Annotated in this window: 22 protein-coding genes; 20 read left to right on the top strand and 2 right to left on the bottom strand. The window is 67.3% G+C overall.

What is annotated here, in order from left to right; all coding sequences use genetic code 11:
* The first annotated feature begins 269 nt into the window (after nt 1-269).
* The 7 genes from GBA63_RS20385 to GBA63_RS20355 all read left to right on the top strand — a co-directional run bounded on the left by GBA63_RS20385 (nt 270) and on the right by GBA63_RS20355 (nt 5,269).
* Nucleotides 270-1,013, top strand: coding sequence for a PspA/IM30 family protein (locus GBA63_RS20385; protein ID WP_166179137.1), 744 nt, complete (start codon nt 270-272; stop codon nt 1,011-1,013).
* Entirely contained in the window at nt 1,006-1,794 is a 789-nt protein-coding gene (locus GBA63_RS20380; RefSeq protein ID WP_166179135.1) for a hypothetical protein, read from the top strand. Before GBA63_RS20385 ends, GBA63_RS20380 begins: the two co-directional genes overlap by 8 nt.
* Nucleotides 1,791-2,465, top strand: coding sequence for a hypothetical protein (locus GBA63_RS20375; protein WP_166179133.1), 675 nt, complete (start codon nt 1,791-1,793; stop codon nt 2,463-2,465). Before GBA63_RS20380 ends, GBA63_RS20375 begins: the two co-directional genes overlap by 4 nt.
* Nucleotides 2,462-2,965, top strand: a complete 504-nt coding sequence (locus GBA63_RS20370; RefSeq protein ID WP_166179131.1) for a J domain-containing protein — start codon at nt 2,462-2,464, stop codon at nt 2,963-2,965. Before GBA63_RS20375 ends, GBA63_RS20370 begins: the two co-directional genes overlap by 4 nt.
* A 117-nt stretch (nt 2,966-3,082) precedes the next feature.
* On the top strand, nt 3,083-3,649 hold the full coding sequence (locus tag GBA63_RS20365; RefSeq protein ID WP_166180443.1) for a GNAT family N-acetyltransferase: 567 nt from the start codon (nt 3,083-3,085) through the stop codon (nt 3,647-3,649).
* Nucleotides 3,650-3,698: 49 nt separating this feature from the next.
* On the top strand, nt 3,699-4,577 hold the full coding sequence (locus GBA63_RS20360; protein ID WP_166179129.1) for an arginase family protein: 879 nt from the start codon (nt 3,699-3,701) through the stop codon (nt 4,575-4,577).
* Between the two features lie 23 nt (nt 4,578-4,600).
* The gene (locus GBA63_RS20355; RefSeq protein ID WP_166179127.1) at nt 4,601-5,269 is read left to right on the top strand and encodes a class I SAM-dependent methyltransferase; all 669 of its coding nucleotides are present in this window, start codon (nt 4,601-4,603) and stop codon (nt 5,267-5,269) included.
* Nucleotides 5,270-5,356: 87 nt separating this feature from the next.
* Here the strand turns inward: GBA63_RS20355 and GBA63_RS20350 are convergent, their stop codons facing one another.
* Nucleotides 5,357-6,007, bottom strand: coding sequence for a class E sortase (locus GBA63_RS20350; protein ID WP_166179124.1), 651 nt, complete (start codon nt 6,005-6,007; stop codon nt 5,357-5,359).
* Between the two features lie 21 nt (nt 6,008-6,028).
* Between GBA63_RS20350 and GBA63_RS20345 the strand changes: the two genes are divergently transcribed.
* From GBA63_RS20345 to GBA63_RS20315, 7 genes are all read left to right on the top strand, one after another.
* Complete coding sequence (locus GBA63_RS20345; RefSeq protein WP_166179122.1) at nt 6,029-6,862, top strand: tyrosine-type recombinase/integrase; 834 nt, start codon at nt 6,029-6,031, stop codon at nt 6,860-6,862.
* Between the two features lie 223 nt (nt 6,863-7,085).
* Nucleotides 7,086-9,689 carry an apolipoprotein A-IV repeat region-like domain-containing protein gene (locus GBA63_RS24115; RefSeq protein ID WP_207956953.1) on the top strand — a complete coding sequence of 868 codons (2,604 nt, stop codon included), beginning with the start codon at nt 7,086-7,088 and terminating at the stop codon, nt 9,687-9,689.
* A gap of 39 nt (nt 9,690-9,728) precedes the next feature.
* Nucleotides 9,729-10,562 carry an E3 binding domain-containing protein gene (locus GBA63_RS20335; RefSeq protein WP_166179120.1) on the top strand — a complete coding sequence of 278 codons (834 nt, stop codon included), beginning with the start codon at nt 9,729-9,731 and terminating at the stop codon, nt 10,560-10,562.
* Between the two features lies 1 nt (nt 10,563).
* Nucleotides 10,564-10,878: a hypothetical protein gene (locus tag GBA63_RS23430; protein WP_207956952.1), complete on the top strand. Its 315-nt coding sequence runs from the start codon at nt 10,564-10,566 to the stop codon at nt 10,876-10,878.
* Nucleotides 10,875-11,876, top strand: coding sequence for an E3 binding domain-containing protein (locus GBA63_RS20325; protein ID WP_166179118.1), 1,002 nt, complete (start codon nt 10,875-10,877; stop codon nt 11,874-11,876). Before GBA63_RS23430 ends, GBA63_RS20325 begins: the two co-directional genes overlap by 4 nt.
* A gap of 139 nt (nt 11,877-12,015) precedes the next feature.
* A complete protein-coding gene (locus tag GBA63_RS20320; RefSeq protein ID WP_166179116.1) occupies nt 12,016-12,321 on the top strand; it encodes a hypothetical protein in 306 nt (101 codons plus the stop codon).
* Nucleotides 12,322-12,487: 166 nt separating this feature from the next.
* Nucleotides 12,488-12,751, top strand: coding sequence for a hypothetical protein (locus GBA63_RS20315; RefSeq protein ID WP_166179114.1), 264 nt, complete (start codon nt 12,488-12,490; stop codon nt 12,749-12,751).
* Nucleotides 12,752-12,789: 38 nt separating this feature from the next.
* Here the strand turns inward: GBA63_RS20315 and GBA63_RS20310 are convergent, their stop codons facing one another.
* Nucleotides 12,790-13,038 carry a hypothetical protein gene (locus GBA63_RS20310; RefSeq protein WP_166179112.1) on the bottom strand — a complete coding sequence of 83 codons (249 nt, stop codon included), beginning with the start codon at nt 13,036-13,038 and terminating at the stop codon, nt 12,790-12,792.
* 204 nt (nt 13,039-13,242) lie between these two features.
* On the opposite strand from GBA63_RS20310, the gene GBA63_RS20305 reads away from it, so the two are divergent.
* The 6 genes from GBA63_RS20305 to GBA63_RS20280 all read left to right on the top strand — a co-directional run bounded on the left by GBA63_RS20305 (nt 13,243) and on the right by GBA63_RS20280 (nt 23,200).
* Nucleotides 13,243-13,839, top strand: coding sequence for an E3 binding domain-containing protein (locus tag GBA63_RS20305; protein WP_166179110.1), 597 nt, complete (start codon nt 13,243-13,245; stop codon nt 13,837-13,839).
* Nucleotides 13,840-14,070: 231 nt separating this feature from the next.
* Nucleotides 14,071-14,394: a hypothetical protein gene (locus GBA63_RS20300; protein ID WP_166179108.1), complete on the top strand. Its 324-nt coding sequence runs from the start codon at nt 14,071-14,073 to the stop codon at nt 14,392-14,394.
* Nucleotides 14,395-14,625: 231 nt separating this feature from the next.
* On the top strand, nt 14,626-19,110 hold the full coding sequence (gene gltB / locus GBA63_RS20295; protein ID WP_166179106.1) for a glutamate synthase large subunit: 4,485 nt from the start codon (nt 14,626-14,628) through the stop codon (nt 19,108-19,110).
* On the top strand, nt 19,110-20,540 hold the full coding sequence (locus tag GBA63_RS20290) for a glutamate synthase subunit beta (RefSeq protein WP_166179104.1): 1,431 nt from the start codon (nt 19,110-19,112) through the stop codon (nt 20,538-20,540). Before gltB ends, GBA63_RS20290 begins: the two co-directional genes overlap by 1 nt.
* A gap of 136 nt (nt 20,541-20,676) precedes the next feature.
* Nucleotides 20,677-21,804: a winged helix DNA-binding domain-containing protein gene (locus GBA63_RS20285; protein WP_166179102.1), complete on the top strand. Its 1,128-nt coding sequence runs from the start codon at nt 20,677-20,679 to the stop codon at nt 21,802-21,804.
* Between the two features lie 181 nt (nt 21,805-21,985).
* Entirely contained in the window at nt 21,986-23,200 is a 1,215-nt protein-coding gene (locus GBA63_RS20280; RefSeq protein ID WP_166179100.1) for a winged helix-turn-helix domain-containing protein, read from the top strand.
* Nucleotides 23,201-23,403: the final 203 nt, after the last annotated feature.

Below are 23,403 nucleotides of genomic sequence, written 5' to 3'. Positions count from 1 at the left end.
CGTTACGTTTCGCGACACTTGAACCGCCGCGCATAGCGCTGCCCAGTGGGGCTTTGGGCGGCCAAAAGCTGACAGGCTGAGAGCGAGGGCCTGCCAAGGCCCGAAGCGTGCTGAGAGCGGAGCCCTTAGGGCGGAGCGTGCTGACAAGCGCGACCGAAGGGAGCAAGCGTGCTACAGCCCCCGAAACTCTTTCGGGGGCTGTTCGTACCGATGATATAATTCGCAGATGACTTTGCAGGCTCTACGACAGCCGGGGGTGGGCGTCCCAGATGGGAAGATTTACTAGAGCGATCCGCGGCTTTTTCGGGAAGTTTCTTTCCGGGGTCGAGCAGCGCAATCCCGAGATACTGCTCGAGAACGCCGTACAGGACGAGCTTGAGAACCTGAAGAAGCTCCAGGTCGCGGCGGCCCGCACGATGGCCTACGAGAAGATGCTCGCCAACGACGCGGCTAGCAAGCAGAAGACCCTTACGGTCAAGGAGCGCCAGGCGCGCGAGCTCGCGAGCCGGGGCCAGCGGGCCGCCGCCGTCGAGGTGGTCCAGCAGAAGCAGGAGGCCCAGACCCAGCTCGTCGAGATAGAGGGCAGGCTCGAGGAGGCCCGCAAGAACTCCCAGGAGATGGAGCGGGCCTTCCGCGACCAGGAGCGCCGCTACAACGACGTTGTGCGCGAGCGTGCCGCCCTCATGGAGGAGCACCAGCGCGCCCGGGCTCTCCGCACCGCCAACGACGCGCGGGCCCAGATCTCCCTCTCCGATTCCTCCCGCGACCTCGAAAAGGCCCGACAGTCCATCCGCCAGGCCTCCTACGAGGCCGAGGCCGTGGGCGAGCTCGGCACGAGCGAGACGGAGCGCCAGATCGCCGCCGCCGAGGTCGACATCAAACGCCTCGACGCCGAACGCGAGCTGGAGATGATGGAGATAGAGATGGGCCTCCGCGAACCGGAGCCCATAGAGGCTGCCCCCACCGAAGAGGCGCCCGAGGGGCCGCGTCCGGAGGAAGAGCCCCGTGTCTAACGGCGTCTCCAGGCACCTGACCAGGCTCGTCCCCTTCGGAACCTTCTCCGGCCTCGCCGTGTTGACTGCAACGGGTTCGGAGCCGGTCTACTGGCTGGCGGGCCTTTTCGGGGCAGGCGCCGCGTTCACGGGCAAGCGGCTGCTCGACCGGCGCGGAAACGCGCGCCGGGAGCTCTCGCGCCGGGCGCGGGAGAACGTGAAAGAGCTCGGGCGCATAGCCAGGGAGGACCGCATCGCGGCGCCCCAGACCAGGCGCCTCGCGGAGCTTCAGGCCGGGGTCATCGAGAGCTGGGAGCTCCTCCCCGAGCAGTACAGGCCCCTGCTCGACGAGGACATCTTCACCATCGTGGGCGAAGTGGGTGACGCGGCCCGGCTCGCGCGGCGGCGGGCGCTCTTGCGGCGGCACCTGGAGGATCTGGACCGGCGTGAGATCTCCGGCCGCATAAAAGGCCTCGAGAAAGACCTGGCCCGTCTGGAGGAGGATTCGCCCCTCCGGACCTCGTTCGAGGCGGCGCTCGAAGGGCGTAAAGAAGAGCTCGCCGGCTACGGGGACATCCTCGACGGCATCAGCATGATAAACGCCCAGCTAGAGAGCGCCGAAAGTCTGCTCGGCAACCTGCGCGGCGAGTTGCTCGCGGTGGACAACCGGCTCTCGTCCGGCCCGCTCGATCCGCGTTTGCAGCAGCTCAAGGAGCGGGTCGCGTACTTCCGGCGCGGTTTGGACGAGGTTACGAGAAGCGTGGAGTCACTGCCCGCTACGGAGAGGATGGCGGCGAGATGAGCGAAGAACGGACCAACCGGCAGAGCTTTTTCTCCAGGATGTTCAAGGAGAACGAGGGGGACGGCGAAGGGACCTCTATCTACTCCAGGCAGGAGATCGGATCAGAACGGGCCAACGAGTCGGAATCCGGCCCCCACTCGCGGGCTTTCACCGTCGAGCGGGCCGCCGAGGTCATAAAGAACCTCCCGCCCGAGGTGCCGCGCCCGGCCGCCGTCCGCATCGTGCGCCAGACGCTTGAGGCCGCGGGCATAGACATAAACGAGCTCGACTCCTCGACGAGGGCCAGGGAATCCAGGCTCGAGTCCGAGATAGACCTCAGCGAGGAGCGCATCCGCAAGCTCAAGGACGACACGGAAGACGTGATCCGGAACCTCGAAGACCAGATCCGCAAGGCCCGCGAGGCCCGCAACTTCGGCGTCGCCGAGCAGGAGCGCAAGATAGACGCCGCCGAGGCGGGCCTTGAAGACATCGACATGGTCCGCGGCTTCTTCGGCCTCCCCCAGAGCGAGTCGGAAGATGAGCCTGATGAACCCGCCGAGGACACCACCGCCGGCGACGAGACCCAAGTGATAGAGGGTGTGGGCGAGGACGACACGCAGGTATTGAGAAAGCCGGGCCCGCTCTCCGACTCCGAGGACTACTGGAACAACAGGGACGAACGCGGGCAGTGAGCATTCCCCGGCGCCTCGGCCGCCTCGCCAGCGGCTTTCTCTCCACCCTCCAGGAGGACGAACGCGTCCGCGAACGTCTCCGCACCGGCCGGGAACGCGGCGAGACTTTGAGGGGGGCCTTCGAGGCGGCCCTCAGGGGGGCCCAGGAGGAACTGCGCCGCGCCGAAGAGCGCCGCCGCGCCGAGGGGGGCGGGTCTTCTGGTGGAACCTCCGCCGGAACCAGAAGTAGCCGGCAGAGCTTCGGTAACCGCGCCTCCGGGTGGGCCTCGTCCCCGACCTTCGCCCCGCTCAAGTACCCGCCCAACGTGCTCTCCGCCTACGACAGGCTCGGCCTCGTTCCCGGCGTGCCGATGGAAGAGGTGGACCGCAAGCGCCGGGACCTCGTCAAGAAGTTCCACCCAGACAGGTTCCCCGACCCGGACAAACGCGCCCGCGCCGAAAAGGTGACGTCCGAGATCAACGCGGCCCACGACGCCATCGAACGTCACGCGCGGAGGTAGCTAGCTGGTCAGCTAGTCAGCACTTCAGCCTGTCAGCTACGCGGGGTTGCGAACCAGAGGCCGCTCGAAGCCGGTGCGTTGCTCGACCGAGCGGCCCCGCCGCTGGAGGACCGGATCATCCAGGTGTTTCTGGAGACCGAACGATTGTTGTTGCGCCGGTTCACCGAAGCCGATGCGGATGCCCTATGCGACCTCGACGCGGACCCCGAGGTCATGCGCTTCCTTACCGGGGGCAAACCGACGCCGCGCGACGAGATCGAGAACGAGGTTCTGCCCGCGTTTCTTGGCTACTACGAGCGTTTCGCGGGGTTCGGCTTCTGGGCCGCCATCGAGAGGTCGACCGGGGAGTTCCTGGGATGGTTTCACTTCCGGCCTTCCGGGGACCCCGACGAGGTCGAGCTCGGCTACCGGCTGCGCAGGTCCGCCTGGGGCAAGGGCTACGCCACGGAAGGGTCGCGCGCCCTGATCCGCAAGGGCTTCACAGACCTCGGAGTCGGTCGCGTCGTGGCCGAGACGATGGCCGCCAACGTCGCCTCCCGCCGCGTGATGGAAAAATCTGGATTGACGCACGCGCGAACGTTCCATCAGGAATGGCCCGGGCGCATCGAGGGATCCGAGCATGGGGAAGTCGAGTACGCGCTGACGAAGGCCGACTGGCAGCGGCGGCAGAGGTTCCGCCAGTAACCCCGCGACGTCCGGGGCCGCGCTCCACAAAACACCGTAGAATGCGGCCATGGAAGGCCGCCAGGAAGTACGCCTCATCGCCGTGCCCTACGACTCAGGTCACCGTGGTCTGAGAATGGGCGCGGGCCCCGAGCACCTCCTCGAGAACGGGCTGGGCGAAGCGCTCAGGACCGAGGGGCGAAGCCCGAGCTCGACGACCGTACGTCCCGAAAGCGGGCCGCTGGCCGAGGTGGCGACCGCCTTCGAACTGGATGGCCTGGTCTCGGAGCAGGTGCGCGGGGCCCTCTCCGGGGGTGAGTTGCCGCTGGTTCTCTCCGGCAACTGCAACGCCTCCGTGGGGACGCTCGCGGGCGCCGGCCCGGCGGGGTTGGGGATCTTGTGGTTCGACGCCCACGCGGATTTCAACACCCCGGAGACGACCACCACCGGCTTCCTGGACGGGATGGGTCTCGCCATCGCGGTGGGGCACTGCTGGAGGGCGATGGCCGGGGGCGTGCCCGGCTTCTGTCCCGTGCCCGAAGAGAACGTGGTGCTGGCCGGGATCAGGGACGTAGGGGCCGCCGAAAAGGAACGGCTCGCCGCATCCAGGGTGGCCGTCGTCGACGCCGGGTCGATCGAGCGCGGGGGATCGCGGGTGCTCGCGGAAACCCTTGACGCCTTGAGGGCCAGGGTCGGCAGGATCTACGTGCATCTCGATCTTGACGTTCTCGACGCGAAAAAGGTCGGCCGGGCGAACGGGTTCGCCTCCGAAGGAGGCCTGAGCGCCGAAGATTTGGAGGCAGCCCTTGGCCTCGTCCGCGGGCGCTTCGACGTGGCGGCCTGCGGCATTGCTTCCTACGACCCGACCTTCGACACGAGCGGGAGGGTCATGCGCGCCGCACTCTCGTGCGTGGGGGCGCTAACCGGCCACGCACCCCGGACCTCATAGCGGCCCCGAACAGAGGTGCGCCGGTGAGCTTCAGGGAGAAGTGGGACGGGATCTTCTCCCGGCCGGGCGATGAACCGGGCGATGAAGACGCCTGGCTGGAACGCTGGAGAGGCCTCCTGGAAGCAGACCGCGAAGCGCCCATCCTCGACCTCGGCTGCGGCGCCGGATACGATGCCAGAACCCTCACGCGCTGGGGTTTCAGGGTAGTCGCCGCCGACTTCTCCGAGAAGGCGTTGGAGAGAACGAGCCGGCTGGCACCGAAGGCCGAGACGAAGAACGTGGACCTCACCCGCGGCCTGCCTTTCGCCGATTCGTCCTTCGGCGCGATAGTCGCCAGCCTCTCCCTGCACTACTTCCCCTGGCAAAAAACCGAGGAGATCCTGGAAGACGCACGACGCTGCCTCACGCCTGACCGGCACCTCCTGGCCCGCCTCAACTCCACGAGCGACGCCCACTACACCGCCGCGCAAAAAGAGGAGATAGAGCCAAACTTCTACCTCGTAGACGGCCACCCCAAACGCCTCTTCGACCGCCAGAGCGTAGACGCGCTCTTCGCCCGCGGCTGGCACCCGGTAGGCATCGCCGAACGGACCACGAACCCCTACGGCGGCGAAAAAACACTGTGGGAAATCGTCGCCAGAAAACAACACCGGCTGAAAGCGAGGCCCGCGAAGCGGGCCGAAGCGCGCTGAGAGCGAGGACTGCGGAGTAGGCCCGAAGCGTGCTGAAAGCGGAGCCCGAAGGGCGCAGCGTGCTGACAAGCTGCCGAAGGCAGCGAGCTAGGAAACGAGTTCGCCGCGCACTATCAGCCGGTTCTCGAAGGTTGGTATCGGGACGCAGGTCTGGAGGGAGACCGTAGTCTTGCCTTCGACGGGGTAGGTGACCCAGGTGTCGTCGGGTTCGACGGTCATCCGGTCGTAGACCCTGAAGGTGTAAGTTTCGCGGTCCGCGTCTTTCAGGAAGATCTCATCCCCCGGCATGAGCTTTTCGAGGTCGTAGAAGGCGCGGGGAACGCGGGTCCACGAATAGCCGAGCGCGTGCCCCGCTATGAAGGTGTTCGACCCCTCCTCCCACGGCAGGCCGCTCTCCTTCATGCGCAGCACCCCGGCCCGGTCTAGCTCCGCCTGCCGGGAGCCCGTGGGCACCGCGACGTCCTTGAGGCCGAGCTTCGGGACCGTGAGCGTCATGTTCTTCGCGCTTGACGGATCGGGGGAGGCGGGCGCGTCCGGGGGCGGAGTCTCGGGCCCGCGGGCTCCTTCGCCGAGGAGGTTGCCGGTGTTCCTTACCTGCTGAGTGCGGAGCTCGACCGACGACGTCTCTCTCTCGGGCCAGATCGGCAGGCAAAAGAAGCAGAGCGCCACCAGGGAGGCCACGAAGAACGACGCTTTACGCCCGCCAAACACCCTTCGGGAGTATAACAGCAGGCCCACTTTTACCGTTAGAATGGACGCATGAAGATAGATGCGCTGATCGAGGATTTCTCGGACGACCTCTCGGAAGACCCGGGCACCAGCCCCCGCACGGCTGAGTTCTACCTGGCCGACCTACGCGAGTTCGCCCGCTTTCTCTCCGGCAGGGGGGTGGTGGAGACTGAAGACCTCGGTGTTGGGGCCGTTATGGACTTCCGCAACCACCTTCTCGGGGAGAACCGCAAGCGCTTCACCGTCTACCGCAAGGACGCGGCGGTAAGGCGTTTTCTGGACTGGGCGAGGACCTCCTCGGACGCGGGGTTGGACTTCGATCCCATCGAGCCCATGCACCAGCCACTGGACCAGAAGATCGTCTCTCTGGAAGACGAAGAAGCCGAACAGCTCCTCTCCTTCCCGGTGGGGACCCTGGACGCGGCGCGGGACGCCGCCGTCATAAGGCTCATGCTCGACACGGGCGTGACGGTGGGGGAGATCCGGGGCCTCCTCAAGAGCGACCTCGACCTCGAAGCCGCCCAAATACAGCTGGGCGGTCCCGGCTCCCACCTCGCCGCCCGCGCCAGGCGCCTCTCCCCGGAGACCGTCGAGGCCCTCCGCCGCTACCTCGGAATGCGCCGGGACGAGACGCCCGAGCTGATAGTCGGGAGGGCCGCCCGGCCCGTGACCACGTCCAAATCACTCCAGAATGCCATCTGGAAACGGTGCGACCAAGTCGGCATGTGGCGCGTCTCGCCCATGATCCTGCGCCACACCTTCGCCATCCGGCTGCTCCGCCGCGGCGCCACCCTCAACGAACTCAAAGAGGCCCTCGGCGTCCGCGACACATCCAATATAGGCGTCTACAAAAAGTTCGTTTAGCGGCGTTCCGCAGGGGGCCATGCACATGGGCGGACGGCGCCGGTCTCCGGGCCGCGCCCGCCGGACCGTAACCAAAGAGAGTCCCGCGTCGTCCAAGTCTACGAAGCACATAAAAGCGACACGCAACAGACCTGGTTTTGGATCACAGGCGGGTTTGCGAGCGTGTGCGACATGGCACAATAACAACTAAGTCGGTCTCTAATCAGCGACAGGGGGTCCTCGGGTGGCATCGGAAAGCTCCAATCAGGCGACGGAGTCGCAGCAAGACCAGCAGCAGGGGCAGGAGGACCAGCAGAACCAGCAGCAAAACCAGCAACAGGGCCAGCAAGATCAGCAATCGGACGGCCAGTCCCGTCGGGAGCGTAGAGAAGAGGCCTACGACTACGACGAGATAAAGGACAACGCTCCGGTTAGGAAGAACGACCCGCGCACCTCGGTTCAGAAGACCGAAGAGTACCGGTTCGCGAACAACATACCAGGCGACCAGACGATCCCCGAGAAGGCGTACGCGGACTACGTTCTCGAGTACGACGAGGACGACGCGGCGATGAACGGCAAGATCCCGGACGTTCTGCTCGACGTACCGGTCGTGAAGGTAGACGAGATCAACTTCGAGCTCAACGACCTGCGCGCCAAGGTGAACCTCTTCGCCAAAGTGCTCGACCTGGTGGAGCTCTCCGTCGGAGTCGACCTCTACCTCGGCCGGGTGAAGCTCGTCATCACCGGCGTCGAGGCGCAGGCCCTTCTGAAGGTCAGGCTGGACAACGTCACCGCCATCCTCGACCGCGTCCTGACCACCATAGACCGCAACCCCCAGATCATAGAGAAGCTCGTCGAGAGCGTGGGCTCCGCTGTAGAGGACGTCGGCTCCGGCGCTGGCTCCGCCCTGGAGGACGTCGGCGCGGGCGCGGGCGACCTCGTGGGAGAAGGCCTCAACTCGGCCGTCGAGGACATCGGATCTGGCGCCGGAGACCTCGTCGGTGAAGGGCTCAACTCCGCCGTCGAAGATATCGGCGAGGGCGCGGGAGACCTGGTCGGTGAGGGCCTCAACTCCGCGGTGGAGGACATAGGCGAAGGTGCTGGCTCCGCCGTCGAGGATATCGGCGAAGGCGCCGGTTCCGCAGTTGAGGATATAGGAGAAGGCGCGGGCTCCGCCGTCGAGGACATCGGGGAGGGTGCCGGCTCTGCCGTGGAAGACATAGGCGAAGGCGCCGGATCCGCCGTGGAAGATATAGGCGAAGGCGCCGGTTCCGCTGTTGAGGATATAGGCGAGGGTGCCGGCTCCGCCGTGGAGGACGTGGGCGAGGGCGCGGGCTCTGCCGTAGCCGATGTGGGCGAAGGCGCCGGCTCGGCTGTCGAAGATGTCGGTGAGGGAGCCGGCTCGGCGGTGCAGGACGTGGGCGAGGGTGCCGGCCAGGCCGTCGAAAGCACCGGCGAGGCGGTCCAGAGCGTTGGTGAGGGCGCGGGTTCAGCGGTGGAAGATGTCGGTGAAGGCGCGGGCTCTGCGGTCGAGGATGTCGGCGAAGGCGCAGGCCAGGCCGTGGAGAGCACCGGTCAGGCTGTAGAGGATGTCGGAGAAGGTGCAGGACAGGCCGTCGAAAGCACGGGCGAAGCCGTGGAGGACGTCGGCGAGGGCGCCGGCGACGCCGTGAGCGAGGTCGGTGAAGGAGCAGGCCAGGCCGTCGGTGAGGTAGGAGAAGGCGCCGGTCAGGCCGTCGGAGAAGTGGGCGAAGGCGCAGGCCAGGCTGTACAGGAAGTCGGAGAAGGCGCGGGCCAGGCGGCGGGAGAGGTCGGTGAAGGTGCTGGCCAAGCGGTAGGCGAAGTTGGCGAAGGTGCCGGTCAGGCGGTAGGCGAGGTCGGCGAGGGTGCTGGCCAGGCCGCCCAGGAAGCTGGTCAGGCCGCTGGGCAGGCGGCCGAGGGCGTGGGCGACGCGGCCGGTCAGGCCACCGAACAGGTCGGAGAGGTAGCCCAGGGTGCCACCGACGCGGTGGGGCAGGTAGGAGAGCAGGCAACCCAGGCCGCTGGGCAGGCGACCGAACAGGTCGGAGAAGTCGCCCAGGGCGCCACTGATGCCGCCGGTCAAGCAACGGATCAGGTCGGGGAGGTGGCCGAAGGGGCAACCGACGCCGCCGGCCAGGCGACGGAGCAGGCCGGGCAGGTGGCGGAAGGTGCCACGGACGCGGCCCAGGAGACCGCGGGACAGGCAACCGAGCAGGTCGGTCAGGCGGCCGGGCAGGTCGCGGATACGGCTGGTCAGGCGGCAGAAGGTGCCCAGGAGACGGCGGGCGGTGCCGTGGATCAGGCCCAGCAAACGGCCGGAGGAGCGGTCGAGCAGGCACAGGACACCGCCGGTCAGGCCGTAGACCAGGCCCAGCAGACGGCTCAGGGCGCCACGGATCAGGCCACCCAGGCGGCGGGTCAGGCTGCCGATCAGGCGCAGGAGACTGCCGGTCAGGCCACGGAGGCCGCCGAAGATACGGCCGGCCAGGCGCAAGACGCCGCACAGGGCGCCGCTGGTCAAGCGCAGGAGGCCGCCGGGGGTGCGACGGACCAGGCGCAGGATACGGCCGGCCAGGCGGCGGAGGAGGCAGGGCAAGTCGTCGAGCGCACGGTGGACGAGAGCGGGTACATCCTGGAGACCGTGACCAACGAGAACGGCGAGGTCGTCGGGGAGGACCTCGTTGGCAACGTCTCGGAGTTGCCGGTCGAGGACGAGTACATAGACGACGAGGGCCGGGTGGTCAGCCGGGTTACCGACGACGCGGGGAACGCCTACGAGCAGGTGCTCGACGACGAGGGGAACCTCGTCGAGGCCCGGGCTGTCTGATCCCGTACCAGGCGGAGTTCATAGACGGAGAGGAGAGAGGTGTCTGAGAAGCAGTCAAACGAGGCGCTGGAGAAGCTGAACCGGGGCATCGAGGAGTCCAGGCAGATGGTGCAGCAGCAGACGATGGGGCTGGCCCAGGACTTCTTCGCCGACTCGGTGGAGCAGATGAAGGGCCAGATCCAGGAGAGCCGCGCCACCCTGGAGGACCTGCCGGATCAGGTCCCGGGCGGCCAGGACGAGGCGTTCCAGATGCTTTTCCAGGAGCTGATGGACAGCTACTCGGCCGTCGAAGAGGCCCTCGAAGAGGCGAAGCAGAACGTGGCCAACCTGGACACCGAGAGCCTGGTGAAGCAGGGCGAGGTCGAGGCAACCGACGCGGCCCGCCGCGAGGCCAGGGAACGCGGCGTGGACCTCACGCAGGTCGAGCCGACCGGCTCGGGCGGTCGCATCACCGTCGTGGACGTGGTCGAGTTCGCCGAAAGCCAGCAGGGGGACGGGGAGAAAGAGATCCAGGCCTCCGACGCCGCCCGGCGCAAGGCCGAGGAACTGGGCCTCGACCTCTCCGAGATCGAGGGCACCGGTTCGAACGCCATGATCACGGTCAAGGACGTGACCGACCTCGCGGAGAGCGCGGCGAATCAGGCGACCGAAACCGCCCAGGGCGCCGCCGAGGGGGTCCAGCAGGCCGCCGGCCAGGCCGCGGAGAGCGTGGACGGGGCTGTCCAACAGGCGACGGACGCGGTCGGCAACGGGGAGGTAAAGGCCACGAACGCGGCGCAGCGCAAGGCCGAAGAGCTCGGCGTGGATCTCTCCCAGATAGAGGGCTCGGGCGCCGGCGGCCTCATAACCATCAGGGACGTGGTGAAGGGTTAAGGTGACTAGAGGACGCCCGGACAAGCCCGAGAACCCCGACATAGAGTTCACCGCGGACGTGAAGGCGAAGGAGCTCCGCTTCGAGGAAGTCCCCGAGACGGAGGTGCGTTTCTCGGGCCATCCCAAACGCGAGTCCGCCTCCGGCACCGACAGGGAGAACTTGCCCGAGGAGGTAGAGCCCGGCGTTACTTACCGCGACCCGGAGGTACGGTTGCGGATCGCCAGCGCGCTCGCCAGGGACGACCCGGACCTGCGGAAGTGGTTCGAGGAGACCCGAGAAGAAGGCAAAGAAGGACCAACAAGGAGGAAGCAATGACCGAAGGCGTACAGAACCTGCAGCAGCAGATCCAGGAGCAGACCGTGAACAGCGCGAAGGACTTCTACGGCGACTCTCTAGGCCAGGTAAAGGGACAGCTCGACAGCAGCCGCTCCCAGCTCGAGGAGCTTCTGGAGCAGATCCCCGAGTCCCAGGAGGACGCGCGGAACGAGATCCAGGGCCTCATCGACTCCTACGAATCGATAACCGGCGCCCTCGACGAGGCCGCCGAGAGCCAGGGCGTCACGGACACCGTCCAGGAGACCGCGCAAGGCGCGGTGGACCAGGCCCAGCAGGCGGCAGACGGCGCCGTCGGCCAGGTCCAGGACGCGGCCGGGCAGGCCCAGGAGGCGGCTGGCGATGCCGCGGGTCAGGCCCAGGAGGCGGCCGGCGGGGCCGCAGACGCCGCGACGGGCGCGGTCGGGCAGGCCACGGAGCAGGTCGGCGAGGTCGCGGACCAGGCGCAGGATACCGTGGGACAGGTCGCAGAGAACCTGCCCGGCGGCCAGCTCTTGAGCCAGACCACCAACGACGCCGGGGAGACCATCCAGCGTGCCGTGGACGAGTCCGGGGACATCGTCGAGACCACGCTCGACGACGCCGGGAACCTCGTGAACGAGGACATAGCAGGCAACCTCACCGACCTCGAACCCGTCAACGAGATCACGAACGAGGCGGGCGAGCTGGTCCGTACCGTCAAGGACGAGTCGGGCACCCTCATCGAACTGAAGCTCGGCGACGACGGCAGCATCCTGGACCTCCAGATCCCGCCCTCGACCGAAGAGGTCACGGAGGAGACCGAGGAGTCCTCGGAGGAGACGACCCAGCAGCAGGGCGGCGGGGGCGAAGAGGAAGAGGGTGAGGAAGAAGGCCCGAACGCAACAGGGGCCGCCCAGCAGAAGGCCGAGGAGATGGGCGTGGATCTCTCCCAGATAGAGGGCTCGGGCGCCGGCGGACGCATAACCGTGAAGGACGTCCTGGGCGCCGCGCAGGGTTAAGGTCGGCCCAACCGGCCTGAAGATGCCCCGGACGGCGCCGGGCGTGGCGGCTCCCAGGAGCCCCCGCCCGGCGCCCACGGGTTGTACGGCGGCAACATCTAACGTGGCCTGGATCTACTAGAGAGCATGAGGAGGTTTCGTGGTAGCAAACGGGGGACGCGGGGAAGCGATGGTGCGGGAGCAGAAGGCGCAGCTCGTCAAGGCGGCCCGGATGTACGCCATGACCCAGAAGGCCGGCGTCCCGGAGCCGATGGACGTGACGGGACTGGCGGTCGCGGCCTTCGAGGACATGCAGCTCAGGGAGGCGATGCTCTTTGTCCGGATGAACGAACAGAACATAAAGGACCTGGCCTGGGCATTCGGCAACTCCAACTCCGCCGAAGAGTTCGAGCAGAGGATCAAGGAGATAAAGACCCTGCCGAACCGCGACGAACCCGGCAGATAGGCCCCGGTGCGCGGCGGAGGTATGGTTCCAGGGGTCACCGCCGGACACCCGAGCCGCATCTGGACGGGGAACGCCCCGACTGCCCCAGGTGTTGTGGTCCCGGAAGAAACGTGTTTACGGCGCGGCCTTTTCCCGCTTAGAATGACGGAAAAGCGTGGAGGTACGGATGTCCGAAGGGTTCCCCGGGGGGGAGAAGTCTCTGCAAGATCGCCGCGCGTGGCGGCTGCTCCTGGCCCGGCTGCACCCGGACGCCGGCGGGGATCACGAGCTTTTCCTGTTCGCCTGCGCCCTGATGGAGAGCGTGTGCGGGAAGCGCCGCGCCGCGCCCGGCCCGGACCACGCCTTCTCCCGCTGGCGGGGCGGCATGGACTCCTGGGCGTCGCGCAACCGGGAGGGGCTACGCAGGCCCCACCGCGGTCGCCCGGTCTGAACTACACTCTCAAAGGAACGACCGCCAAACGTGAGTGTCTACTGGGACTGTTGCTGCTGCTGGGACTGCTGCATGGTCTGTATCACCTGCCACACAAGATCCCCGGCCTCCCGCTGCATCTTGATCGCCTCGGTCTGCCCAGGGTTTTGAAGCTCCAGCATGTTCTGGACCTTGCGGATGTCCGTCAACGCCCTTCCCATGAGCTGCACCGGACTCGGCTGCTGCTGTTGCTGCTGCCCGCCTTGCTGCTGCTGCCCGCCCTGTTGCTGCTGACCGCCTTCTGCCACGGGGTCTCCTCTCCCTCGCATTTTTGGCCGCGGTTCGCGTACTCGCGCCCTTTCCGGTCCGGTACGCTTTCTACCCGCGGTAGCCCCAAACTAGACCACGAAGGGGCGAGGATCGTTACGGTGGGAGGCGTTTATGCCTGGTATGGCGGGGGCACTAAGACCGAGACACTACGGAGAGGTGCATTCTCCTATGGGTAAACCGGCGTGACGCAGCGAGAGCCCGACGGCCGGATGGAAGAAGAGGCGCGGGCGAAGGCCGCCAGGGAGGCCGACGACGACACCGACGTCATCCTCGACGTCCCCGTCCTCAACATCGAGGAGCTCGACCTCGAGGTCGAGGAGCTCAGGGCGCACATCTCGGCCCGGGCGGAGCTTGCGAGCTTCCTGAACATCAGCGTTGGCGTCGACGCCTACGTCGACAACGTGAAATTGAACATCAAGGGCGTCGAGGCCCAGGTCCAGTTGAAGGTGAAGCTTGAGAGGATCCTCGGCAGCATCGACCGCGCCCTGCAGGCCATAGACAACAACCCCCAACTCCTCGACCCCGACTTCAGGAGGTCGCGGGGCGGGGATCGGGAAGAACCGCGTGAGGAAGAACGGCCTCGCGAGCTCACCGCCGGACCGGAGACCGGCCCCGGAGGGCCAGCCGAAGAACCGGGCGCCGACGGCGCGGGACCGGAGGCGACCCCGGCCGCCACCAAGAAGGCCAAACAGCTTGGGCTCGACCTCTCGGCCGTGGAGGGCACGGGGGCGGGTGGCCGCGTTCTGGTGAAGGACGTGATGAAGGCCGCGGACGGTTGAAACGGGTTGCAGAAGTATCGAGCCCGTTCATGACCCAGGCTTTGAGGTTCTCAGGTTCTTGGGGGTGGAGGGTTTGGGCTTGCCCCGGGTTTCGCGGCGCTTCCCTCAAGACCTCGATGCCTCAGTGCCTCACGCGCAACGGGAATAAGTCTTCCCGCAAACTGCTGTAGTCTCCACGGTTTCGGTCCCCGGGTTACAATACGCGGGGCATCGACAGGAGGACAGACGACGGTGGCTAAATACTTCAAGCAGAGCTCGGCGGAGATCATATCCGGCCTCCTCTCGGACGCGAAGGTGAAGCGCGTGCGGGAGTACGTGGGCGGTGAGGACTTCAAGTCCGACCGCGAACGCGTCCGCCAGGAGGCGGCCCGCCGCCTCAAGAACATCCGCGACCGTTACCGCCAGAAAGGCCGCACCCCCGAAGCCGCCGCGAAGGAGAGGGAACTCACCCTGCGCCTCGCCGAGGTGGAGGCCGAGTCGGCCGAACTGCGCGTCAGGCTCTCCGAGCTGCTGGAGGAAGAGGAGAAGCTCCGGGCCGCGCTCGACGAACTCTAGATTGAAGGCATCAGGCTACAGGCATCAGGAATGGTTGGCGCGGCGGTGTCCCGACTTCCCGCCCCTGAAGCCCGACAGCCTTCGAAGAAGGCGGCCTGCAGCCTGAAGCCTTTTCCACAAGCCTTCAATCGCGCTAGTATGCAACGCGTTTGTTACGCCCTTGTGCTCTGTTCGTCATTCGTGTAAAAAGTGGGTTGCTTCCGTACCCCAGGCGTCGAAGGAGAGGATTCGTTGACCCACAAAGCCGGACTATACGATGCCTTGTACGAGCACGATGCTTGCGGGCTCGGGTTCGTAGCTCGCATCGACGGCCGGCCCACGCGGGAGACGGTCGAGCAGGGGTTGGAGGTGCTGCACAACCTCGAGCACCGGGGCACCACGGGTAGCGACCCGGAGACCGGAGACGGGGCGGGGATTCTCACCCAGATCCCCGACGCCTTTTTCCGGCGCGAGTGCGCGGGGCTCGGCATCGAGCTTCCGGCCGCCGGGGGATACGGGGTCGGGATGCTCTTCGAGTCCGGCGAGGCTATGGAGTCGGATTGCGGGGGGAAGCTCGCGGAGATCTGCGCCCGGGAGGGGCAGGAGCTTCTGGGGTTCAGGGACGTTCCGGTCGAGCCCGGGGCCGTCGGGAAGGTCGCGCGCAGCGTCATGCCGCGCATCAGGCAGTTCTTCGTCGGGCGGCGGGGCGGGGACGAGACGTCGTTCGAGCGGAAGCTGTACGTGATCCGTCGCCGGCTCCACAAGGAGACCGAGGAGTCGCAGGGTTGCTACGTCGTCAGCCTCTCTTCGAGGACCGTCATCTACAAGGGGCTCCTGAAGGGCCGGCAGTTGGCTCGGTTCTATCCGGATCTCAGGGACCCGAACTTCGCCGGCGCGATCTCGCTGGTCCACGAGCGTTTCTCGACGAACACCCTGGGTTCCTGGGAGCTCGCCCACCCTTACCGCTTTATCGCGCACAACGGCGAGATCAACACCATAAGGGGCAACGTCAACTGGATGCGCGCCCGCGAGAGCCGGCTGCGCTCGGAGCTCTTCGGCGACGACCTGGGCAAGCTTTCTCCGGTCATCGCGCCGGGCCAGAGCGACTCGGCCGCTTTCGACAACGCGCTGGAGCTCTTGCACCTCGCGGGGCGCAGCCTGCCGCACGCGGTCGCCATGATGATCCCGGAGGCCTGGGAGAACGACGACCTGATGGACCCCGACCGCCGCGCCTTCTACCAGTACCACTCGGCCCTCATGGAGCCGTGGGACGGACCGGCCGCCGTCGCCTTCACCGACGGCCGCCTCGTTGGGGCGACGCTGGACAGGAACGGTCTGCGCCCGGCCCGCTACTCCGTCACGAAGGACGGCAGGGTGGTGATGGCTTCAGAGGACGGGGCCCTGCGGATACCGGCCGAGGACGTTATCGAGCGGTGGCGGCTCCAGCCGGGCAAGATGCTCGTCGTCGATACGGAGCGGCACGAGTTGTTGCACGACGGGGACGTGAAGGGGCCGCTCTTCGGGCGCCAGCCCTACCGGGAGTGGTTGGATCTGGGTGAGATCCACCTGAACGAGCTACCCGACCCCGGCGAGGCCTCGCGCCCCGAGCCGGCCACGCTGCTGCAGCGCCAGCGGGCCTTCGGATACACCATCGAGGACCAGAGGATAATCCTCGCCCCCATGGCCCAGAACGGCAAGGAGCCGGACGGCTCCATGGGCACGGACACCCCGCTCGCGGTCCTCTCCGAGAGGCCGCAGCTACTGTTCTCGTACTTCAAGCAGCACTTCGCGCAGGTGACGAACCCGCCAATAGACCCCTTGCGCGAAGAGCTGGTCATGTCGCTCAAGATGAGCCTCGGGCCCGAGAAGAACCTGTTCGACGAGACGCCCGAGCACTGCCGGCGCGTCCTTATAGACCAGCCCGTGCTCACGGCGGTCGAGCTGGAAAAGATCCGGGCCTTGGGCGACGAGCGCGCGAGCTCCACGACGCTCTCGACCCTCTTTCCCGTCTCGGCCGGCGAGGCCGGGATGGAGAAGGCGCTCACGGTCCTGTGCGAGAAGGCCGAGGGCGCGGTCAGGGGCGGTTCGGCCGTCCTGGTCCTGAGCGACAGGGGCGTCAACGAGATGCAGGCCCCGATACCGAGCCTGCTCGCCACTGCCGCCGTCCACCACCACCTGGTGCGGGCCGGCATCCGCACGGCGACGACGCTCGTCGTCGAGACCGCCGAGGCGCGGGAGGTCCACCACTTCGCCCTGCTCGTCGGCTACGGGGCGACGGCCATAGCGCCGTACCTGGCCTTCGAGACGATCGAGGAGCTCACCGAATCCCACCTCACGGAGGGCGTGGACGCCGAGGAGGCGTCCAAGAACTACGTCAAGGCCGTCGGGAAGGGCCTCTTGAAGGTAATCTCCAAGATGGGGATCTCGACGCTCTTTTCGTACTGCGGGGCCCAGATCTTCGAGGCCGTCGGCCTGAACGAGGAGTTTATCGACAAACATTTCGTCGGCACGGCCTCGCGCGTGGGGGGCGTCGGCATCGAAGCCCTGGCCCGCGAGACCCTGGAGCGCCACCGGGCCGCCTTCGCCGCCGCAGAGGACAACGCCGAGGAGCTGGAGATTGGCGGCGAGTACCAGCTGCGCCAGCAGGGCCAGTACCACCAGTGGAACCCCGACAGCATCGTCCCGCTGCAGCGGGCCGTCAAGACCGGAGACTTCGAGACCTTCAAGCAGTTCACCCGCCACTTCGACGAGCAGAGCGCGCGCTACTCGACGTTGCGCGGCCTCTTCGAGTTCGAGCAGGCGCCGATACCGCTAGAAGAGGTGGAGCCTGCCAAGGAGATCGTCAAGCGGTTCGTGACGGGCGCGATGTCGTTCGGTTCGATCTCCAAAGAGGCCCACGAGACGCTCGCCATCGCCATGAACCGCATCGGCGGCAAGTCGAACACCGGTGAGGGTGGAGAAGATCCCTCGCGCTTCACCCCCGACCCGGGCGGCGACAACCGCCGCAGCGCCGTCAAGCAGGTCGCCAGCGGCCGGTTCGGCGTCACGACGGAGTACCTCGTAAACGCGGACGTCTTGCAGATAAAGATGGCCCAGGGCTCCAAGCCTGGCGAGGGCGGCCAGCTCCCGGGCCACAAGGTCTCGGAAGACATAGCGAAGGTCCGCTACTCGACGCCGGGCGTCGGCCTCATATCCCCGCCGCCCCACCATGACATCTACTCGATAGAGGATCTCGCCCAGCTTATCCACGACCTCAAGAACGCAAACCCCCGCGCCGACGTGAGCGTGAAGCTCGTCGCCGAGGTCGGGGTCGGCACGGTGGCGGCTGGTGTGGCGAAGGCGAAGGCCGACCACATAACGATCTCCGGCCACGACGGCGGGACGGGTGCCTCACCGCTCTCCTCCATAAAGCACGCGGGACTTCCGTGGGAGCTCGGCCTCGCCGAGACCCAGCAGGTCCTGGTCCGAAACGACCTGCGCGGGCGCGTCGTCCTGCAGACCGACGGCCAGCTCAAGACGGGCCGGGATGTGGTGGTGGCGGCGCTTCTCGGCGGCGAGGAGTTCGCCTTCTCGACGGCCCCGCTCGTGGCGACCGGCTGCATCATGATGCGCGTCTGCCACCTGAACACCTGCCCCGTCGGCATAGCGACGCAGGACCCGGAGCTCCGCAAGCTCTTCAGGGGGACGCCCGAGCACGTCGTGAACTACTTCTTCTTCCTCGCCGAGGAGGTGCGGGAGTTCATGGCCGGGATGGGCTTCCGCACGTTCGAGGAGATGGTCGGGCGGACGGACAGGCTCAAGATGCGCGGGGCCATCGAGCACTGGAAAGCGCGGGGCGTGGACCTCTCGGCGATCCTGCACCACGACGAGGACTCCGAAGGGAAGCCCATCCGGCACACCGAGCTGCAGGAGCACGGCCTCGACAGGTCGCTGGACAACGAGCTGATCGAGGGGTGCATGCCGGCCCTCGAAAACGGGGAGCCCGTCCGGTTCTCGCGAGAGGTCCTGAACACCCACCGCACGGTCGGGGGGATGCTCTCGGGCGAGCTCGCGCGGCGGTACGGCAACGACGGGCTGCCCGACGGCGCCATCCGGATAGACATGAACGGCGTCGGCGGCCAGTCCTTCGGGGCGTGGCTGGCGAAGGGCATTACGTTCGCCCTGGAAGGCACCACGAACGACTACGTGGGCAAGGGCCTCTCGGGGGGGCGGCTCGCGGTCTTCCCGTCGAAAGTGGCGGGTTACAGGGCGGCCCGCAACGTCGTCATCGGGAACGTCGCGCTCTACGGCGCCACGGCTGGCGAGGCTTTCTTCCGCGGCTTCGCGGGGGAACGGTTCGCGGTCCGTAACTCGGGGGCGCACGCCGTCGTCGAGGGCCTCGGGGACCACGGTTGCGAGTACATGACCGGCGGGGTCGTCGTTGTGCTCGGGGAGACGGGGCGCAACTTCGCGGCCGGTATGAGCGGCGGGGTGGCGTTCGTGCTCGACGAGGAGGGGCGTTTCGAGACGCTCTGCAACAAGGACATGGTCGGTTTGGAGGCCGTGGAATCGGAGGAAGACGAGGCGCTCTTGAGGGAGATGGTCGAAAAGCACCTGGAATGGACCGGGAGCGAGCGGGCGCGGCGGGTGCTGGGCGAGTGGGACGAGTTGCTGCCCAGGTTCATCAAAGTGATGCCGCACGACCTCAAGCGGGTGTTGCAGGAGCGGCAGGAGGCGGAGTTGGAGGTGGCGCGCTAGTGGGGGATCCCAAAGGCTTTCTCAAGATCGGGCGCAAGCCCACCCCCAAGCGGACCGTCGAAGAGCGGGTCCAGGACTACCGCTACGTCTACGAGCCCATGCCCGAGGAGGAGCTCAAGGGCCAGGCCTCGCGGTGCATGGACTGCGGGGTGCCTTTCTGCAACACCGGCTGTCCCTTGGGAAACCTGATCCCGGACTGGAACGACCTCGTCTACCGTGAGCACTGGAAGCAGGCGATAGACCGCCTCCACCAGACGAACAACTTCCCAGAGTTCACGGGGATGCTCTGCCCCGCCCCGTGCGAGGCGGCCTGCGTCCTCGCCATCAACGACAAGCCGGTAACCATAAAGGAGATAGAGCTCTCCATAATAAACCGCGCCTTCGACGAAGGCTGGGTGGTCGCCAAACCCCCGCCGCCCGAGAGGCGGACCGGGAAGAAGGTCGCGGTCGTCGGCAGCGGACCGGCGGGCCTGGCCGCGGCGCAGCAACTCAACTGGGCCGGGCACACGGTCGTCGTCTTCGAGAAGGACGACAAGATCGGCGGCCTCCTCCGCTACGGCATCCCCGACTACAAGATAGAGAAGTGGGTGGTCGACCGTCGCGTCGCCATGATGGAAGAGGAAGGCGTCGAGTTCCGCGCGAACTCCCACGTCGGCGAGAACCCGACGACGGAAGAGCTCAAGAGCGAGTTCGACGCGACGGTCCTCGCCGTGGGCGCGTTGCAGGGCCGCGACCTCGACGTGCCGGGCAGGGAGCTCGGGGGCATCCACCTCGCGATGGATTACCTCGTGCAACAAAACCGCCGCGTCGCCGGCCTCCCGACCAACGCCGAGATAGAGATCAGCGCGAAGGACAAGAACGTCGTCATCCTGGGCGGCGGCGACACGAGCGCCGACTGCCTCGGCAACTCCCACCGCGAGGGCTGCGCCTCGGTAAAGGTCCTCACCCACGGCCCCAAGCCACCCGAGAACCCGGACCACCTCGTCTGGCCGGACTGGCCGCTTATCCTGCACACCTACCCCGCGCACGAGGAGGGCGGTGAGCGCGGCTTCTCTGTCGCCGTCAAGGGTTTCTCCGGCTCGAACGGCCACGTCGAGAGGATGCACGCCGTCGAGACCGAGCGGACACCCGAGGGCAAGACCGTCCCGAAGGAGGGGACGGACTTCGAGATGGAGACCGACCTCGTCCTTCTCGCCATCGGCTTCACGGGCCCCGTCAAGGATCGCCTCCAGGAGGAGATGGACCTCGGATACACCGACCGGGGCGCCATCCACTCCGAGAACGGCTTCGGGACCAGGCAGGAGGACGTCTTCGTCGCCGGCGACGCCAAGCGGGGGGCGTCCTTGATAGTCTGGGCCATCGCCGAGGGCCGCAAGGCAGCCCGTCAGGCCGACGAGTTCTTGATGGGCAGGAGTTTGTTGCCCGGGTAACGGCGTCGTCGAGGTCGCCATTGAGGATCGTCGCGTTCATCGTCCTGACTCCAGCGTCATGGTCCGTGGCCGGGGTTCGCGTTGGCCGCGGTGGGCCGCCTGTCGCGCCCGTCTTCGTCGCGTCAGACGGGCCCCGATGACGTCGCGGGGATCGAACGAGGTACTTGGCCCGCGCGCGCTCAACCGCGCTTTGCTCGAGCGACAGATGCTGCTGGATCGCCGTGAGACGCCCGTCCTCGACGCGATCGAGCACCTCGTCGGCCTACAAGCCCAGGCTCCCGACCCGCCCTACGTTGGCCTGTGGATGCGCCTCGAAGGCTTTCGTCCCGACGAGCTCTCCCGGGAGATCGTCGGGCGGCGGGCCGTGCGCGTCGCGCTTATGCGCAACACCTTGCACCTGGTCTCCGCCCGCGACTGCCTGACGCTGCGCCCCCTGACGCGGCCCGCCATCGAGCGCAACCTCTACGCGGGACGGGCCCGTCGTGCGGCCCTGGAGGGGGTGGACGTCGGGGAACTCGTCGCCGCCGGGCGTGCGCTGCTGGAAGAACGACCGCTTACCGCCAAGGATCTCGGAGGGCTCCTGCGGGGGCGATGGCCCGACAACGACGCCGCTCCTCTCGCCCGCGCTATCCGCCACCTGGTGCCGCTAGTCCAGGTACCGCCCCGCGGTCTGTGGGGTAGGAGCGGTCCCGTCTCTCACACCACGGTAGAAGCCTGGCTCGGCCGTTCGCTCGACCCGGACCCCTCGTTGGACGAGTTGGTCCTGCGTTACCTCGGTGCGTTCGGACCAGCGAGCGTCAAGGACGCGCAGACCTGGTCGGGCCTGACCCGGCTGGGCGAGGTATTCGAGCGGCTGCGACCGCGCCTGAAGACGTTTCGCGACGAAGGCGGCAGGGAGTTGTTCGACCTGCCAGACGCCCCGAGGCCCGATCCGGGGGTTTCGGCCCCGGCGCGCTTCGTGCCCGCTTTCGACAACCTGATCCTCTCCCACGCCGACCGCGCCCGCGTGATGGCGGACGATCACCGCAAGGCGATTGCCTCCATGAACGGTATGGTCCCGGCCACCTTTCTCGTAGACGGTTTCGTCAGCGGAACGTGGAGGACGGAGGTGACCCGCGGGAAGGCGACGCTCTCGATCGAGCCGTTCGAGCGGCTGCCGAAGGAGGATCGCGACGCGCTGGCCGAGGAAGGGGAGCGGCTGCTGCGTTTCGTGGCAGGGCCCGGAGGCGCCGGGACCTTCGAGGTTGGTTTTTACGGGCGGTAGGATTTTGCTCCGGTGAGGTTGCCCGGCCGGACGTAAAGCCCTTGGCAACCGACCACACTGGTACTCGTCGGGCCACCTCGGCCACCGTATAACTAGGGGGCATCGACCGCCGAAGGGAGGGGTGGCGAGTGAGGACCATGGTCGCCGGGGTTCCCTGCGAGGAGGGGTCATAGAGTTTTCGATGTCTGAGGCGCGGGCGCTGCTGCTCGCGGCGCAAGGGCTGAACCGGAGGTTGGAGCGGCCGGCCGGGAAGGGCGACGTTCTCGGGGCGATCCGGCGTATGGGGGTGTTGCAGATCGACTCCATCTCCGTGGTCGCCCGAAGCCCATACCTGGTGCTGTGGAGTCGGCTCGGCTCGTACGAACCTATCTGGCTGGATGAGTTGCTGGCCGAGGGCAAGCTCTTCGAGTATTGGTCGCACGCGGCCTGCTTCGTTCCCGTCGAAGATTACGGGCTGTACCGGCGGTTCATGCTGGAAGGCGGCGAGAAGAGCCGCGCCTGGTTCTCGGCCCACCCCGAGGAGGTCCGGCGCGTGCTGGAGCGTATCCGTGAGAGAGGGCCGGTGCGCTCCGCGGAGTTTGCCCGTACCGACGGGAAGGCCGGCGGCTGGTGGGAGTGGAAACCGGAGAAGCGGGCGCTCGAGCACCTGTTCGCGGCCGGAGAGCTCATGATCTCGCGCCGCGACCCGAACTTCCACCGCGTCTACGACCTGCGCGAACGCGTCCTGCAGCACGCCTTGCCCGAGTGGGAGGACGCCCTCGCGCCGACGCCGGAAGAGGTCCGCCGGACGCTCGCCCTCAAGGCCGTGCGGGCGCTCGGCGTCGCCGTGGCGCGCTGGGTACCGGACTACTTCCGCACGCCGAAGAAGGGCATAGCCGGACTGCTCGAAGGGCTGGCCGAGGAGGGATCACTTATCCCTGCCAGGATAGAGGGTAGGGACGGACCGGCCTACGTCCACCCGGAGAACGCGGGTCTAGCGGAGAAGGCCGTCTCCGGTGGCCTGCGCGCTGGCATCACCACGTTGCTCTCGCCGTTCGATCCCGTGGTCTGGGACCGGGCGCGGGCGCTGGAGCTCTTCGGGTTCGAGTACAGGATCGAGGTCTACACCCCGGCCGCCAAGCGCCGCCACGGCTACTACTCGCTTCCTATCCTGCACCGCGGAGCCCTGGTCGGAAGGCTCGACGCGAAGGCGCACCGCAAGCAAGGGACGTTCGAGGTCAAGGCGCTCCACCTGGAGCCGGGCGTGAACGCCGAAGAAGATCTCATCGCCGGCCTCGCCGGGACGCTGCGCGACTGCGCGGCGTGGCACGGCACGCCCGAGGTCGTGGTGCGCCGCTCCGACCCGCCGGATCTCGCCGGGGCGCTCCGGTCTGTGTCCGAAGCGTCGAGGAGATGAAAGGTCCCGGCGAATCCTGACCGCTCGACGCGGACCGTAAAGGCGCCCGAGTCTGCCACCGAACCCGTAGTGCCGCCCGCCGGAGAGGGCGCACGTGACGTCGCGGGCTCGGGATTCGTCGTCGACGGTGGACCGGTCGCCACCCTGTGAACGGGTCAATCTCGTGGCCGCGGGGGTGCGGACTGCGTTAGAGTGAAGGCCAG

Origin of the sequence: Rubrobacter tropicus (genome assembly GCF_011492945.1) — a bacterium.
Lineage (GTDB): Bacteria > Actinomycetota > Rubrobacteria > Rubrobacterales > Rubrobacteraceae > Rubrobacter_D > Rubrobacter_D tropicus.
This window is presented reverse-complemented; position numbering and strand designations above follow the sequence as displayed.

Coding starts and splice junctions, on each gene's coding strand:
- GBA63_RS20385 (WP_166179137.1), top strand. CDS start 270: ATGGGAAGATTTACTAGAGCGATCCGCGGCTTTTTCGGGAAGTTTCTT.
- GBA63_RS20375 (WP_166179133.1), top strand. CDS start 1,791: ATGAGCGAAGAACGGACCAACCGGCAGAGCTTTTTCTCCAGGATGTTC.
- GBA63_RS20360 (WP_166179129.1), top strand. CDS start 3,699: ATGGAAGGCCGCCAGGAAGTACGCCTCATCGCCGTGCCCTACGACTCA.
- GBA63_RS20345 (WP_166179122.1), top strand. CDS start 6,029: ATGAAGATAGATGCGCTGATCGAGGATTTCTCGGACGACCTCTCGGAA.
- GBA63_RS20325 (WP_166179118.1), top strand. CDS start 10,875: ATGACCGAAGGCGTACAGAACCTGCAGCAGCAGATCCAGGAGCAGACC.
- GBA63_RS20315 (WP_166179114.1), top strand. CDS start 12,488: ATGTCCGAAGGGTTCCCCGGGGGGGAGAAGTCTCTGCAAGATCGCCGC.
- GBA63_RS20285 (WP_166179102.1), top strand. CDS start 20,677: ATGACGTCGCGGGGATCGAACGAGGTACTTGGCCCGCGCGCGCTCAAC.
- GBA63_RS20280 (WP_166179100.1), top strand. CDS start 21,986: ATGTCTGAGGCGCGGGCGCTGCTGCTCGCGGCGCAAGGGCTGAACCGG.